The sequence below is a fragment of the Pseudomonas wayambapalatensis genome (assembly GCF_049942315.1).
GTDB lineage: Bacteria > Pseudomonadota > Gammaproteobacteria > Pseudomonadales > Pseudomonadaceae > Aquipseudomonas > Aquipseudomonas wayambapalatensis.
Window position 1 is genome coordinate 1 of sequence record NZ_JBNFMU010000230.1, and the last position, 15003, is coordinate 15003.

Sequence of the window (15003 nt, forward strand, 5' to 3'; positions counted from 1 at the left end):
CCCGCTCCTACGGGCCCTTGTAGGAGCGGGCTCGCCCGCGAAGAGGCCAGCACAGGTTGAACAACAGTTCCAGCTACACTGTCCATCGAATAGCCGTTGAAGTCCCTCCGACAAGAGCAGGACAACCCGCCATGTTCGATATCCGCAACTACCCCCAGGCCCTGGCCGTCAGCCAGGCCGCAGAACTCTCCGACGCAGATTACCGCCGCCTCTACCGCCAGTCGGTGGATGACCCCGATACCTTCTGGGCCGAGCAGGCCAGGCGCCTGGACTGGATAAAACCCTGGTCGAGCGTGCAACAGTGCGACCTCAAGACCGGCACCGCACGCTGGTTCGAGGGCGCCCAGCTCAACGTCAGCTACAACTGCATCGACCGTCATCTCGACAAGCGTGGCGAGCAGACCGCCCTGCTCTGGGAAGGCGACGACCCGAAAGACGCCAAACCGATCACCTACCGCGAACTGCATCGCCAGGTCTGTCGCCTGGCCAACGCCCTGAAAGCACGCGGCGTGAAGAAAGGCGACCGGGTCTGCATCTACATGCCGATGATCCCCGAAGCCGCCTACGCCATGCTCGCCTGCACGCGAATCGGCGCCATTCATTCGGTGGTATTCGGCGGCTTCTCCCCCGATGCCCTGCGCGACCGCATCCTCGATGCCGACTGTCGCACGGTGATCACTGCCGACGAAGGCGTGCGTGGCGGCAAACGCATCCCTCTCAAGCAGAACGTCGACAAAGCCCTGGCCAGTTGCCCGAACGTCAGCAGCGTGCTGGTGGTCAAGCGCACCGGGGGTGATGTGGCCTGGAGCGAAGGACGCGACCTCTGGTACCACGAGGCCACCGAGCGCGCAGGCGACGACTGCGCCCCCGAACCAATGGCCGCCGAAGACCCGCTGTTCATCCTCTACACCTCCGGCAGTACTGGCAAACCCAAGGGCGTGCTGCACAGCACGGCAGGTTACCTGCTGCAGGCGACGATGACGTTCAAGGTGGTATTCGATTACCGCGACGGCGAAGTCTTCTGGTGCACAGCCGACGTCGGCTGGGTCACTGGCCACAGCTACATCGTCTATGGCCCGCTGGCCAACGGTGCCATCTCGCTGATGTTCGAAGGCGTGCCCAACTACCCGGACACCTCGCGCTTCTGGCAGGTGGTCGACAAACACCAGGTGAACATCTTCTACACCGCGCCCACAGCGCTGCGCGCCTTGATGCGCGAAGGCAACAAACCGTTGCAGGGCACCTCGCGCGAGAGCCTGCGTCTGCTCGGTAGCGTCGGCGAGCCGATCAACCCTGAAGCCTGGGAATGGTATTTCGAAGCCGTCGGGCAAAAGCGCTGCCCCATCGTCGACACCTGGTGGCAGACCGAAACCGGCGGCATCATGCTCACCCCGCTGCCCGGAACACCACGTCTCAAGCCCGGCTGCGCCACGCAACCGATGTTCGGTGTGCAACCGGTGCTGCTGGACGAAAAAGGCAAGCTGATCGAAGGCCCCGGCGCCGGCCTGCTGGCGATCAAGGCCAGTTGGCCAGGGCAGATCCGCAGCGTCTATGCTGATCACCAGCGGATGGTCGACACCTACTTCAAGCCCATGCCCGGCTACTACTTCACCGGCGATGGCGCACGCCGCGATGCCGACGGCGACTACTGGATCACCGGGCGTATCGACGATGTGATCAACGTATCCGGCCATCGCATCGGCACCGCCGAGGTGGAGAGTGCGCTGGTGCTGCATGACAGCATCGCCGAGGCTGCGGTGGTCGGCTACCCCCACGACCTCAAGGGCCAGGGCGTGTATGCCTTCGTCACCACGATGAATGGCATCACCCCAAACGATGCGCTCAAGGCCGAGCTGCTGGCGTTGGTCAGCAAAGAGATCGGCAGTTTCGCCAAACCCGAGTTGATCCAGTGGGCACCGGCCTTGCCCAAGACCCGCTCGGGCAAGATCATGCGGCGTATACTGCGCAAGATCGCCTGCAACGAGCTGGACAACCTCGGCGATACCTCGACCCTCGCCGATCCCAGCGTGGTCCAGGGCCTCATCGACACACGCCTCAACCAATAGACGGCCGCCAAGCGGCCAGCACAGGTCGCCATGGAAGCCTTACGTCGCCGCATCGAAACCCAGGTCATGAGCCTCACCGGGCTGGCCCTCGGCCAGCTCGATCTGGAGTCCCCCAAAGGCGACCCGGGCCTGTTCGGCCCGCAAAGCGTCAGTTGGCAAGTACATGGTGATTTCCCCAGCATGCTGATCGGCGGCATCAGCGCACTGATGCTGCAACTGTTGCATCCGCTGGCACTGGCCGGGGTCTGGGATCACTCGAATTTTCGCGAAGACCTGCTCGGCCGACTGCGCCGCACCAGCCAGTTCATCTCAGGCACCACCTTCGGCTCGACCCGAGATGCCGAATGGCTGATCGAAAAGGTCCGCACCATCCACCTCAAGGTGGTCGGCACCGCTCCCGATGGGCGTCATTACGCCGCCAGCGACCCGGACCTGCTGACCTGGGTACACGTGGCCGAGGTCAGCAGTTTTCTCGCCGCTCACCTGCGCTACCGCAACCCGCGATTGTCAGTGGCCGACCAGGACGCCTACTACGACGAGATCGCCTTGATCGCCGAACGCCTGGGCGCCCGCAACGTCCCGCGCTCATGCCGCCAGGTGGACGACTACCTGCAGCACATGCGCGCACAACTGCTTTGTGATGCTCGCAGCCTGGAAGTGGTCGACATCCTGCTCGAAGCCCCGGCGCCCAGTCGCCTGGCAGAGCCTGTGGGCAAGCTGATGCTGCACGCAGGTATCGACCTGTTGCCCGATTGGGCCAGCGTCATGCTCGGTCAGCACCAGGGCACGCTGCGACGGCGCCTGGTACGTCTTGGCGTAGAGCGTGCGGCGCCCGTGTTGCGCTGGGCCATGCGTGACGGTTCGGCGCACCGCGCCCGGCGGCGGATGGGCTTGCTCTAAGAGTTCTCCGATGTATCGGAACTGATTTGACGTGCCATACTCCAAGCACCTCCGCTCGAGACAGACGACGCCGCACATGCCCAAAGGATTGAATCGCGCCATTGGCGCCTTGCTGGCCATCGTGGCCCTGTACAGCCTGCTTGGCTTCTTCATTCTTCCCGGTGTGGGCCTGCGCATCGCCAACCAGCAACTGGCGCAGTACGCCGCCGCGCCGGCGCACCTGCAGCGTATCGAGTTCAACCCGTTCAGCCTCGAGCTGACGTTGTGGGGCCTGCAGATCGGCGAGCCGGGCAAGGAGCAAGTGGCCTTCGAACGCCTCTACGCCAACCTCTCGCTCGACAGCCTATGGAGCGGCGCCCTGCACCTGGACGCGGTAGAGCTGGACAAGCCGCGCACCGAGCTGCTGTTCGCCAAGGACGGCAGCCTCAACCTCAGTCAGCTGTTCAAGCTGCCGCCGAGCGAGCCGAAACCGGACGAGCCGCCGAGCGATCCGTTCCCGCTGCGGGTCGCCAGCATCAAGCTCAACGAAGGCTACCTGCACTTCCAGGACCTGCGCCCGAGCGAACCCATCGAGTTCCTCTACGACTCGATGAACCTCGAACTGAAGAACCTCAGCACCTTGCCGGACGACAGCGCCGACATGACGCTGGTCGCCAATGGTCCCAACGGCGGGCGTATCGACTGGAGCGGCAACCTGAGCCTGTCGCCCATCACCTCCGAAGGCACGCTGAAGATCACCGACAGCAAGATGAAGCTGTTCTGGCCCTACGTACGTGATGCCGTACCGCTGGTGCTGGAAGACGGCGTGCTCAGCCTCGATACCCACTACAAACTGAACCTGTCCAAGGAAACCGAGCTGCTGCTCGATAACGCCTCCGTGCGCGTCGCGCCCTTCGCCATCAAGGCGCCCGACGGCCGCCCGCTGGCGCGCCTGGCCAGCCTTGAGGTCAGCGAAACCTCCATCGACCTGGCCAAGCAGTTGGTGACCGTCGGCAAGATCCGCAGCGAAAAACTCGAAACCTGGGCCGCGCTCGAACGTGACGGCCAGCTCGACTGGCAGAAACTCTTCGCCAGTCAGCCCGCCAAAGCCACCCCCAAGGAAAAGGCCGAGCCCGCCACCGCAGCGCCGCCCCCTGAGGAGAACGCCGCCAAGCAGCCCAGCAAACCCTGGCAGGTACTGCTCAAGGATGTTCAGGCACGCAACTACATGATTCACCTGGCCGACCGCAGCCAGAAAGAGCCCGTAGCGCTCGATGTCGGGCCGCTCAACCTGGACATGCAAGGCTTTGACAGCCTCAACAAGTCTCCCTTCACGCTCAAGCTCGACACCGGCGTTGGCCGCCAGGGCAAGCTGCAGGCTGCCGGCCAGGTCAACCTGGCACCGGTCACCGCCAAGCTGGACGTCAGTACCCGCGACATCGACCTGCGCGTAGCCCAGGCCTACATCAGCCCGTTCATTCGCCTGGAGCTGCGCAGCGGCATGCTCGCCAGCGATCTCAAGGTCGATCTCAAGGGCACCGAGCCACTGGCCTTCAGCGTGGCGGGCAAGGCCCAGGTCAACCAACTGCACACCCTCGACACGATCAAGGGGCGCGACTTCGTGAAATGGCAGCAGGTGAACGTCGATGGGCTGTCCTATGTGCACGGCGATGCCCTGTCGATCGACAAGATCACCCTGTTGCAGCCCTACGCGCGCTTCATCATCAACGAAGACCGCACCACCAGTGTCGACGACCTTCTCATCCCGCAACCTGCTGACGCACCCGCCGCCAGCCAAGCGAAACCGGCCACAGCCAGCACTGAAAAGCCGCTGGGCATCCGAATCGGCCAGATCGATATCAACGATGGCTCGGCCAACTTCGCCGACCTGACACTGACGCCCAACTTCGCCACCGCCGTGCAACAGTTGAACGGCCAGATCGGCACCATCGACAACCGCAAGCCGCTGCCGGCGAAGGTTGACGTCAAAGGCAAGGTTGATCGCTACGCGCCGGTGACCATCAAGGGCGCATTGAACCCGTTCGACCCGATGGCCAGCCTCGACATCGCCACCAGCTTCAAGCGCGTCGAACTGACCACCCTGACGCCCTACTCCGGCAAGTTCGCCGGGTTCCGGATCCGCAAGGGACGCCTGAATCTCGACCTGCACTATGTGATCACCAAGGGTCAGCTCAAGGCCGAGAACAAGGTCGTGGTGGAGCAACTGCAACTGGGTGAAAAAGTCGACAGCCCCGATGCCGTCGACCTGCCTATTCGCCTCGCTGTCGCGTTGCTCAAGGATACCGAGGGCAAGATCTCCATCGAGCTGCCTGTCACGGGCGATCTCAACAACCCGCAGTTCAGCGTCATGCCGATCGTCTGGCAGACCCTGCGCAACCTGGTGCTGCGTGCAGCGCAGGCGCCGTTCAAGTTCATCGGCGGGTTGATTGCCGGGGGCGGTTCGGAAGATCTGGGCAACGTATCCTTCGCTCCCGGTTCCAGCGACCTCAGCAGCGAGGCCCAGTCGGCCCTGGACAAGCTGGCCTCGGCCCTGCAACAGCGGCCGGAACTGCGCCTGGAGATCGAAGGTACGAGCGCGCAGAGCAGCGACGGCCCATTGATCGCCCAGCAACGCCTGGAGCGCGAGTACCAGACGACCTGGTACAAGATCCTGCAGCGTCGCGGCGACAAGGTGCCGGCCAATGCCTCGATGCTGGTGGTCGACGACAGCGACAAGCCGGCCATGCTCGAGGGCATCTACCGCACCCGTCTCAAGCAGCAGCCACCTGCGGAATGGGAGAAGCTCAGCCGCGACGAACGCACCACCAAGCTGCGCGAGGCGGTGATCAAATCCTGGGCCGAAAGCGCGGTCTTGCTGCGCAACCTCGGCCAGGATCGGGCGAGCAGCATCAAGGACTACCTGGTAGACAAGGGCAAGCTGGAGGATGACCGGGTGTACTTCATCGATACCAGCCTGGGGCAGGCCGAAAGCGACGGGCGAGTGATCACCCCGATGCATCTTGACGCAGAGTAATCCCTGAACGATTTCAGATGCGCAAAGAGAAAGCCCCGGCAGATACCGGGGCTTTCTCTTTGGGTGGCCAGATCCTTCTGACCGACGGGACAATCCTTATTCGGTTTTCAGCGCTTCAGCAGTTACGTCTTTCACGCCTTTGATCTTCTTGGTGATGTTCACCGCGGCTTCTTTCTGCGATGGGGTGACCTTCGTGTCCGAAGACAGGGAGACAACACCGTGGCTGGTTTCAACTTTGATATCGCTGCCCGGGATGCCTTTTTCAGTCAGCAGATCAGCCTTGACCTTGGTGGTGATCCAGGTGTCCGAGGTTTCTTGCTTGGCATCGGCCACCGGTTGGTTGGAAGCCAGCATCACTGGAGCTTGGGTAGCCTCTGCGGCGAATGCGCCGTTAGCCATGGACAGAGTCAGGGCGGTAGCAGTAGCGGCAGCAATGGCAAACTTCTTCATGTGGGTCACTCCTGTTTATTCGAAAGATCTGCGCCGTGGTTCCTGGCTGCAGGTACGAAGGTAGTTGCAGGGGCTGTGCCAGTTTTTCCGCTTCGCTTGATTCCTTTAAAAACAATGACTTACGAAAACATTCATCTTGTTGGTGTCGTGCAATTTGCAAGCCCGGCGAAAAACCTGCATGCAAGATGCAAGTCCGACAGGTTTTTCTGCGCACATAAAAAAAGGACCTCCGAAGAGGTCCTTTTCATCAGGGCCGATAAGGCTTAGACACCCGATGCCTTGGCAGCGGCGACGTCCTTGATCGACAGTTTGATACGGCCGCGGTTGTCCACGTCCAGTACCAGTACTTCGACTTCCTGACCTTCTTTCAGCACGTCGGTGACCTTCTCTACACGCGCATCGCTGAGCATGGAGATGTGCACCAGACCGTCCTTGCCAGGCAGGATGTTGACGAAGGCGCCGAAGTCGACGATACGCTCGACCTTGCCGACGTAGATCTTGCCGATCTCGGCTTCTGCGGTGATGCCCAGGATGCGCTGCTTGGCAGCATCTGCCGCTTCCTTGGTTTCGCCGAAGATCTTGATCGAGCCGTCGTCTTCGATGTCGATCGAGGCCTTGGTTTCTTCACAGATGGCGCGGATGGTGGCGCCGCCTTTACCGATGACGTCACGGATCTTGTCGGTGTCGATCTTCATCGCGATCATGGTCGGGGCGTTGGCCGACAGTTCGGTACGCGACTGACCGATGATCTGGTTCATCTGGCCGAGGATGTTCAGGCGCGCTTCCAGGGCCTGGCCCAGGGCGATCTCCATGATCTCTTCGGTGATGCCGTTGATCTTGATGTCCATCTGCAGCGCGGTCACGCCTTTGGCGGTACCGGCAACCTTGAAGTCCATGTCGCCCAGGTGGTCTTCATCACCCAGGATGTCGGTCAGGATCGCGAATTTCTCGCCTTCCTTGACCAGGCCCATAGCGATACCGGCAACCGGCGCCTTCATTGGAACGCCAGCGTCCATCAGGGCCAGGGAAGCGCCGCAGACCGAAGCCATGGAGCTCGAACCGTTGGATTCGGTGATTTCCGAAACGACACGGATGGTGTACGGGAATACGTCGGCAGCAGGCAGCATGGCCTGGACCGAGCGACGTGCCAGACGGCCGTGACCGATTTCACGACGGCCAGCACCGCCCATGCGACCACACTCGCCTACCGAGAACGGCGGGAAGTTGTAGTGCAGCATGAAGGGGTCTTTCTTCTCGCCTTCGAGGGTGTCCAGCAGCTGGGCGTCACGGGCGGTGCCGAGGGTGGCAACCACCAGGGCCTGGGTTTCGCCACGGGTGAACAGCGCCGAACCGTGGGTCTTAGGCAGAACACCGACTTCGATGTTCAGCGGACGCACGGTCTTGGTGTCACGACCGTCGATACGCGGTTTGCCGTTGACGATGTTTTCGCGAACGGTGCGGTACTCGATTTCGCCGAAGATGTCTTTGACTTCGCTCGCCGATGGCTGGCCTTCTTCACCGGAGAACTTGGCGACGGCCTGGTCGCGCAGCTCGCCCAGGCGCGCGTAGCGGTCGGCCTTGACGGTGATGGTGTAGCCCTGGGATACGGCTTCACCGAACTCGGCGCGGATAGCGTCGAACAGTGCGGTGTTGGCGACGGCAGGTTTCCAGTCCCAGGTTGGCTTGCCGGCTTCGGCGGCCAGTTCCTTGACGGCCTGGATCACAGCCTGGAATTCGTCGTGGGCGAACAGCACGGCGCCCAGCATCTGGTCTTCGGTCAGCTCCTGGGCTTCCGATTCGACCATCAGTACGGCGTCGGAGGTACCGGCAACGACCATGTCCAGGCTCGAGGCAGCCAGTTGCTCGTAGGTCGGGTTCAGCAGGTAGCCGGTGCTTTCGTGGAAGGCAACGCGGGCGGCGCCGATCGGGCCTTCGAACGGAATGCCGGAGATGGCCAGGGCAGCCGAGGTACCGATCATCGCAGCGATGTCCGGATCGGTCTTCTTGCTGGTGGAAACCACGGTGCAGACGACCTGCACTTCGTTCATGAAGCCTTCGGGGAAGAGCGGGCGGATCGGACGGTCGATCAGACGCGAGGTCAGGGTTTCTTTCTCGGAAGGACGGCCTTCACGCTTGAAGAAACCGCCAGGGATCTTGCCAGCGGCGTAGGTCTTTTCCTGATAGTGCACGGACAGCGGGAAGAAGCCCTTGCCTGGATCAGCTTGCTTGGCACCGACCACGGTCACCAGCACGGTGACATCGTTGTCGACGGTGACCAGCACGGCGCCGGTGGCCTGACGGGCAATGCGGCCCGTTTCGAGAGTGACGGTCGATTGACCGAACTGGAACGTCTTGATTACCGGGTTCACGGTTTCCTACCTTTTCAGTGGCTCTTGGGGGAACTGGGAAAACTGGGATCTTGCGAATTCTTGGGCGGAAGGGAGTGTCGACTCCGTTGACCGTCCAGATACAACACGAGGCTGGGAGCCTGGGCGTCTTGCGAAAATTCGCTCGACGGTATCAGGCTGCCAACCTCGGAGATACGCGTGGCGTGTCCAAGGGTAGCGCTGACAAGCAGCGCTCCCCAAGCATGCGACACGCCATGCACACCACTGCCAGGCCGCTATTAGCGACGCAGGCCCAGGCGACCGATCAGGGCGCTGTAACGAGTGGTGTCTTTGCCCTTCAGGTAATCCAGCAGCTTACGACGCTGGTTGACCATACGGATCAGACCACGACGGGAGTGGTGGTCTTTTTCGTTGGCCTTGAAGTGGCCTTGCAGCTTGTTGATGTTGGCGGTCAGCAGAGCAACCTGCACTTCCGGGCTACCGGTATCGCCGGCGGCTTGCTGGTAATCGGCAACGATCTGAGCTTTTTCTTCAACGCTGAGGGCCATTTGGCTTCTCCTGATAAACGGATCCCGCAAGCGGGGTCCAATAGGCCAGGGACTGAAATCCCTGTATTAATAAAAAGAGGTCTGACCGTGCCTACTGACAGCCATCCTCGGTTCCACAGCGCATGACCGAAGCCCTGCCCTGTGGTTTCGGTCATTCCGACCGAATCAGTCGACGCGGCGCAATGCGCCCGTCTTCGCTCACTTCACCGATACCGATGAAGCGGCCATTGTGATCCTGTACCCGGACCATGCCGAACTGCGGCGCGTCCGGTGCTCGCACTGCCTGACCGTGCAGCCAGTAGAACGCGCTGTGCTCGGACAACAGCACCAGCGGCCAGTCCTGCAGCCCGCTGTCGGACGGCATGAGGAAGCGATCGAGTGCTTCGTTGCCACCTTCGGCATGCGCCTGCTCGAGCTCCTCGAGCGTCACGGTCTGTGCCAGGGCGAAAGGCCCGGCCTGGGTGCGACGCAGTTCTGCGACATAGGCACCACAGCCCAGCACCTCACCGATATCCTCGACCAGCGTGCGGATATAGGTGCCTTTGCTGCAGCCGACCGAGAGGCGCGCACGGGTGCCTTCGCACTCGAGCAACTCTAAGCGGTTAATAGTAACAGAACGCGCCTCGCGCTCCACTACCTCTCCTGCACGCGCCAATTTGTAAAGCGGCTGGCCGTCACGCTTGAGCGCCGAGTACATCGGCGGCACCTGGCGGATTTCACCGCGAAAACGCGGGATCGCGGCTTCGATATCGGCGCGACCAACGGTCACCTCGCGAGTCTGCAGCACCTCGCCTTCGGCGTCCGCTGTGCTGGTAGTCTGCCCCAGCTGCATGACGGTTTCGTAGCCCTTGTCGGAATCGAGCAGGTACTGCGAAAACTTGGTCGCCTCACCAAAGCACAGCGGCAACACACCGGTGGCCAGTGGGTCGAGGCTGCCGGTATGGCCGGCCTTTTCTGCATTGAGCAGCCAGCGGACTTTCTGCAAGGCTGCATTGGAGGTGAACCCCAAGGGCTTGTCGAGCAGGATGATACCACTGACGTTACGACGGATACGTTTGACCTGGGCCACCGCTTACTCCTTGGTGTCCAGCTCGTCAGCATCCTTGTGCAGGCGATCTTCGGCCACCGCACGCTCGATCAGTGCCGAGAGATGAACACCCCGGCTGACACTTTCATCGAAGTGGAAATGCAGTTGTGGAACACTGCGCAGTTGCATCGCCCGGCCGAGGTGCAGGCGCAGGAAACTGGCGGCACTGTTGAGCGCCTTGAGGGTCTGGGGGACTGCGTCGGCGTCGTCCTGGCCCATCACGGTGATGAAGACCTTGGCGTGGCCAAGATCACGGCTGACGTCGACCGCGGTGATGGTCACCAGGCCCACGCGTGGATCCTTGACTTCACGGCGGATCAGCTCGGCCAGCTCGCGCTGCATCTGATCGCCGATGCGTTGGGTACGGCTATATTCTTTTGCCATTTTTGCTACCTGTATCTTAAAGCGGCAAACGCCCGGTCAGGCGGGTGTGCCTGACCGGGCGTTACCTTCAGAGGCCCAGCCAGCCGCCTTGCGACGGGGCCTGGGCCGCGCCCATCCCTTACAGGGTACGGGCAACCTGGACTTTCTCGAAGACTTCGATCTTGTCGCCGACTTTGACGTCGTTGTAGCTCTTCACGCCGATACCGCACTCCATGCCGTTACGCACTTCGGCGGCGTCGTCCTTGAAGCGACGCAGCGATTCCAGCTCGCCTTCGAAGATCACGACGTCCTCGCGCAGTACGCGGATCGGACGGTTGCGGTACACGGTACCTTCGATGACCATACAGCCAGCGATGGCGCCGAACTTCGGCGAACGGAACACATCACGCACTTCGGCGACACCCAGGATGTTCTCGCGAACATCGCTGCCGAGCATGCCGGTCAGTGCTTTCTTGACGTCTTCGATGATGTCGTAGATCACGTTGTAGTAACGCATATCCAGACCTTCCTGCTCGACGATCTTGCGCGCACCGGCATCGGCACGCACGTTGAAGCCGAACAGTACTGCATTCGAAGCCAGCGCCAGGTTGGCATCGCTCTCGGTGATACCACCGACGCCGCCACCGATGACGCGTACCTGAACTTCGTCGTTGCCCAGGCCGCCGAGCGAGCCCTGGAGTGCTTCCAGAGAGCCGCGCACGTCGGTCTTGAGGACGATGTTGAGGGTCTTCTTCTCTTCCTGACCCATGGTCTCGAAGATGTTTTCCAGCTTGCCTGCGTGAGCACGGGCCAGCTTGACCTCGCGGTACTTGCCTTGACGGAACAGGGCGACTTCACGTGCCTTCTTCTCGTCAGCGACCACGGACAGCTCGTCACCGGCTTCCGGAGTGCCATCCAGGCCGAGGATCTCGACCGGGATCGACGGGCCGGCTTCCTTCACAGGCTTGCCGTTCTCGTCGAGCATGGCACGTACGCGGCCATAGTTGGAGCCGACCAGAACCATGTCGCCCTGACGCAGCGTGCCGTCCTGAACCAGGATGGTGGCTACCGGACCACGGCCCTTGTCCAGACGCGACTCGACGACAACGCCACGACCAGGTGCGGTCGGGGTAGCGGTCAGTTCGAGAATCTCGGCCTGCAGCAGGACAGCTTCGAGCAGTTCGTCGACACCGGTACCCATCTTCGCCGAAACCTTGACGAACGGAGTGTCACCACCCCAGTCCTCGGAGGTCACGCCTTCGACGGCCAGTTCGTTGCGGATGCGATCGAGGTCGGCACCCGGCTTGTCGATCTTGTTCACTGCGACCACCAGCGGAACACCAGCAGCTTTCGCGTGCTGAACCGCCTCACGGGTCTGTGGCATCACGCCGTCGTCCGCCGCCACCACCAGGATGACGATGTCGGTCGCCTTGGCACCACGGGCACGCATTTGCGTAAACGCAGCGTGGCCTGGGGTGTCGAGGAAGGTGACCATGCCGCGGTCGGTTTCCACGTGGTAGGCACCGATGTGCTGGGTGATACCACCGGCTTCGCCAGCGGCAACCTTGGCACGACGGATGTAGTCGAGCAGCGAAGTCTTGCCGTGGTCGACGTGGCCCATGACGGTCACGACCGGCGCACGGGACTCGACTTCACCTTCGAACTTCAGCGATTCGGCCAGGGAATCTTCCAGGGCGGTATCGCTGACCAGGGTGACCTTGTGGCCCAGCTCTTCGGCGACCAGTTGAGCGGTCTCCTGGTCGAGCACCTGGTTGATGGTGACCGGAGTACCCAGCTTGAACATGAACTTGACGACTTCGGCAGCCTTGACCGACATCTGCTGAGCCAGCTCGGAGACGGTGATGGTCTCGCCGATGCTGACGTCACGGATGACGGGGCCGGTCGGGCTCTGGAAGCCGTGCTGGTTACGCTTCTTCAGTTTGCTCTTGCCGCCACGGCCACGACGTGCGCCATCGCTCTCTTCGTCAGTGGTGCGCGGTGCAGCGCGCGGAGTCGGAGCCTTTTCCTTCTCCTTGACCTTGACCTTGATCGAAACGCGAGGGGCTTCACCGCGACGCTCACCACCGGCGCCACGACGGTCGTCGTCACGGGTGCGGTTTTCGTTGCGACGGTTTTCGTCCTTCTTGCGCTCGGCGGCACGTACAGCGGCGTCGTCGGACACCGGGGCGTCGGCCACGACAGGCTCGGCAGCAACCGGAGCCGGCTCGGCACGTGGAGCAGTCGCTGCAACTGGAGCTTCGGCGGCCTGACGGCGAGCCTGCTCTTCGTTGCGCTGGCGAGTCTCGGCCTCGACCTTCTCACGCGCAGCGTTTTCCGCAGCACGGCGCTCTTCAGCCTCACGCTTCTGCTCGGCCTGGATCTCTTCCGGGCTACGCTGTACGAATACTTTCTTCTTGCGTACTTCTACGCTGATGCTCTTGCTACCGGCGACACGCAGGGTGCTGGTGGTCTTGCGCTGCAAGGTAATCTTGCGTGGCTCTTCCGCCTTGCTCTTGTGGCTGCTTTTCAGATGAGTCAGCAGAACCTGCTTCTCATTGTCGGTCACTACCTGACCGGCGTCGGTGTGCGGCAGACCTGCCTCACGCATCTGCTGCAGCAGGCGCTCTACCGGTGCCTCGACCTCTTGGGCCAGTTCTTTCACCGTGACTTGCGTCATGCACTTCTCTCCTCAGGCCGCGCCTAATTACTCGAACCAGTGGGCTCGGGCGGCCATGATCAACTTGCCGGCACGCTCTTCGTCGATGCCGTCGATGTCGAGCAGGTCGTCGATCGACTGCTCGGCCAGGTCTTCGCGGTTAACCACGCCGCGCACCGCCAGTTCCGCCGCCAGATCCTTGTCCATGCCCTCGAGGGAGAGCAGGTCTTCGGCCGGATGGGCGTCTGCCAGTTTTTCTTCGGTAGCGATGGCTTTGGTCAACAAACGGTCCTTGGCACGAGCACGCAGCTCGTTGACGATTTCCTCGTCGAAGCCATCGATGTTGAGCATTTCTTCCAACGGTACGTAAGCAATTTCTTCGAGGCTGGTGAAGCCTTCGTCGACCAGCACCTGTGCCAGCTCTTCGTCGACTTCCAGTTCCTCGATGAAGTTACGCAGGATGTCACCTGTTTCGGCTTGCTGCTTGGCCTGGATGTCCTTCTCGGTCATCACGTTCAGGGTCCAGCCAGTCAGCTGACTGGCCAGGCGAACGTTCTGACCGCCACGGCCAATGGCCTGGGCCAGGTTGTCCTCGGCAACGGCGATGTCCATGGCATGGGCATCTTCATCGACGATGATCGCCGCGACTTCAGCCGGCGACATGGCGTTGATGACGAACTGCGCCGGGTTCTCGTCCCACAGGACGATATCCACACGCTCACCACCCAGTTCACCGGAGACAGCCTGAACGCGCGAACCACGCATGCCGATGCAGGCGCCTTGCGGGTCGATACGCTTGTCCTTGGAGCGCACGGCGATCTTGGCGCGCGAACCCGGATCACGGGACGCTGCCATCACCTCGATCAGGCCTTCGGCGATTTCCGGTACTTCGATGCGGAACAGCTCGATCAACATCTGCGGTGCGGTACGCGACAGGATCAGTTGCGGACCGCGGTTCTCGGTGCGAATTTCCTTGAGCAGGGCACGCAGGCGCACGCCAACACGGAAAGTCTCACGCGGGATGATGTCTTCGCGGGCCAACAGCGCCTCGGCGTTGTTGCCCAGGTCGACGATGACGTTGTCACGGGTGACTTTCTTGACGGTGCCGGAGATGATTTCGCCAACACGCTCGCGATAGGCATCGACCACCTGTGCGCGCTCGGCCTCACGGACCTTCTGCACGATGACCTGCTTGGCGGTCTGGGCGGCGATACGACCGAACTCGATCGACTCGATCTTCTCTTCGATCACATCACCGATCTTGGCTTCGGGGTGAGTGTCCTTGATCTTGTCCAGCCAGGTTTCGATCGCCGGATCGTCAAGGTCGTTTTCATCGACCACGGTCCAACGGCGGAACGTCTCGTAGCTACCGGTGTGGCGGTTGATTTCCACACGCAGGTCGACTTCGTCCTCAAAACGTTTTTTGGTTGCAGTGGCCAGGGCCACTTCCAGCGCTTCGAAAATGACGCCGGGCGGTACACCCTTTTCGTTGGATACCGATTCAACAACCAGCAGTACTTCTTTGCTCATCGTACGCCTCGCCTTGCGCAAGCCATTAGACCCGGAATGTAC

At 61.8% G+C, this 15003-nt stretch carries 10 protein-coding genes; 3 read left to right on the forward strand and 7 right to left on the reverse strand.

The window, feature by feature from the left end; genetic code table 11:
* The first annotated feature begins 131 nt into the window (after nucleotides 1-131).
* From acs to ACPZMI_RS22395, 3 genes are read left to right on the forward strand one after another with little or no spacing between them, the layout of a single operon-like run.
* Nucleotides 132-2066, forward strand: a complete 1935-nt coding sequence (gene acs / locus ACPZMI_RS22385; RefSeq protein WP_411383753.1) for an acetate--CoA ligase — start codon at nucleotides 132-134, stop codon at nucleotides 2064-2066.
* Between the two features lie 30 nt (nucleotides 2067-2096).
* On the forward strand, nucleotides 2097-2966 hold the full coding sequence (locus ACPZMI_RS22390) for an oxygenase MpaB family protein (protein ID WP_426353105.1): 870 nt from the start codon (nucleotides 2097-2099) through the stop codon (nucleotides 2964-2966).
* Nucleotides 2967-2997: 31 nt separating this feature from the next.
* The gene (locus tag ACPZMI_RS22395) at nucleotides 2998-5979 is read left to right on the forward strand and encodes a DUF748 domain-containing protein (protein WP_483407409.1); all 2982 of its coding nucleotides are present in this window, start codon (nucleotides 2998-3000) and stop codon (nucleotides 5977-5979) included.
* A gap of 96 nt (nucleotides 5980-6075) precedes the next feature.
* Here the strand turns inward: ACPZMI_RS22395 and ACPZMI_RS22400 are convergent, their stop codons facing one another.
* The 7 genes from ACPZMI_RS22400 to nusA all read right to left on the reverse strand — a co-directional run bounded on the left by ACPZMI_RS22400 (nucleotide 6076) and on the right by nusA (nucleotide 14961).
* On the reverse strand, nucleotides 6076-6429 hold the full coding sequence (locus ACPZMI_RS22400) for a BON domain-containing protein (RefSeq protein WP_186669415.1): 354 nt from the start codon (nucleotides 6427-6429) through the stop codon (nucleotides 6076-6078).
* A 263-nt stretch (nucleotides 6430-6692) separates the two neighbouring features.
* Entirely contained in the window at nucleotides 6693-8798 is a 2106-nt protein-coding gene (pnp, locus tag ACPZMI_RS22405; protein ID WP_411383750.1) for a polyribonucleotide nucleotidyltransferase, read from the reverse strand.
* 257 nt (nucleotides 8799-9055) lie between these two features.
* A complete protein-coding gene (gene rpsO / locus ACPZMI_RS22410) occupies nucleotides 9056-9325 on the reverse strand; it encodes a 30S ribosomal protein S15 (RefSeq protein ID WP_029613930.1) in 270 nt (89 codons plus the stop codon).
* A gap of 151 nt (nucleotides 9326-9476) precedes the next feature.
* Nucleotides 9477-10394, reverse strand: coding sequence for a tRNA pseudouridine(55) synthase TruB (truB, locus tag ACPZMI_RS22415; protein ID WP_065861581.1), 918 nt, complete (start codon nucleotides 10392-10394; stop codon nucleotides 9477-9479).
* Nucleotides 10395-10397: 3 nt separating this feature from the next.
* A complete protein-coding gene (rbfA, locus tag ACPZMI_RS22420; protein ID WP_054892610.1) occupies nucleotides 10398-10796 on the reverse strand; it encodes a 30S ribosome-binding factor RbfA in 399 nt (132 codons plus the stop codon).
* 118 nt (nucleotides 10797-10914) lie between these two features.
* Complete coding sequence (infB, locus tag ACPZMI_RS22425; protein ID WP_186669413.1) at nucleotides 10915-13452, reverse strand: translation initiation factor IF-2; 2538 nt, start codon at nucleotides 13450-13452, stop codon at nucleotides 10915-10917.
* Nucleotides 13453-13479: 27 nt separating this feature from the next.
* Nucleotides 13480-14961 carry a transcription termination factor NusA gene (gene nusA, locus ACPZMI_RS22430; protein ID WP_186669412.1) on the reverse strand — a complete coding sequence of 494 codons (1482 nt, stop codon included), beginning with the start codon at nucleotides 14959-14961 and terminating at the stop codon, nucleotides 13480-13482.
* Nucleotides 14962-15003: the final 42 nt, after the last annotated feature.

Excerpts from the sequence above, each read along its gene's own strand:
- acs (WP_411383753.1), top strand. The coding sequence starts at position 132 with ATGTTCGATATCCGCAACTACCCCCAGGCCCTGGCCGTCAGCCAGGCC.
- ACPZMI_RS22390 (WP_426353105.1), top strand. The coding sequence starts at position 2,097 with ATGGAAGCCTTACGTCGCCGCATCGAAACCCAGGTCATGAGCCTCACC.
- ACPZMI_RS22400 (WP_186669415.1), bottom strand. The coding sequence starts at position 6,429 with ATGAAGAAGTTTGCCATTGCTGCCGCTACTGCTACCGCCCTGACTCTG.
- rpsO (WP_029613930.1), bottom strand. The coding sequence starts at position 9,325 with ATGGCCCTCAGCGTTGAAGAAAAAGCTCAGATCGTTGCCGATTACCAG.
- rbfA (WP_054892610.1), bottom strand. The coding sequence starts at position 10,796 with ATGGCAAAAGAATATAGCCGTACCCAACGCATCGGCGATCAGATGCAG.
- infB (WP_186669413.1), bottom strand. The coding sequence starts at position 13,452 with ATGACGCAAGTCACGGTGAAAGAACTGGCCCAAGAGGTCGAGGCACCG.
- nusA (WP_186669412.1), bottom strand. The coding sequence starts at position 14,961 with ATGAGCAAAGAAGTACTGCTGGTTGTTGAATCGGTATCCAACGAAAAG.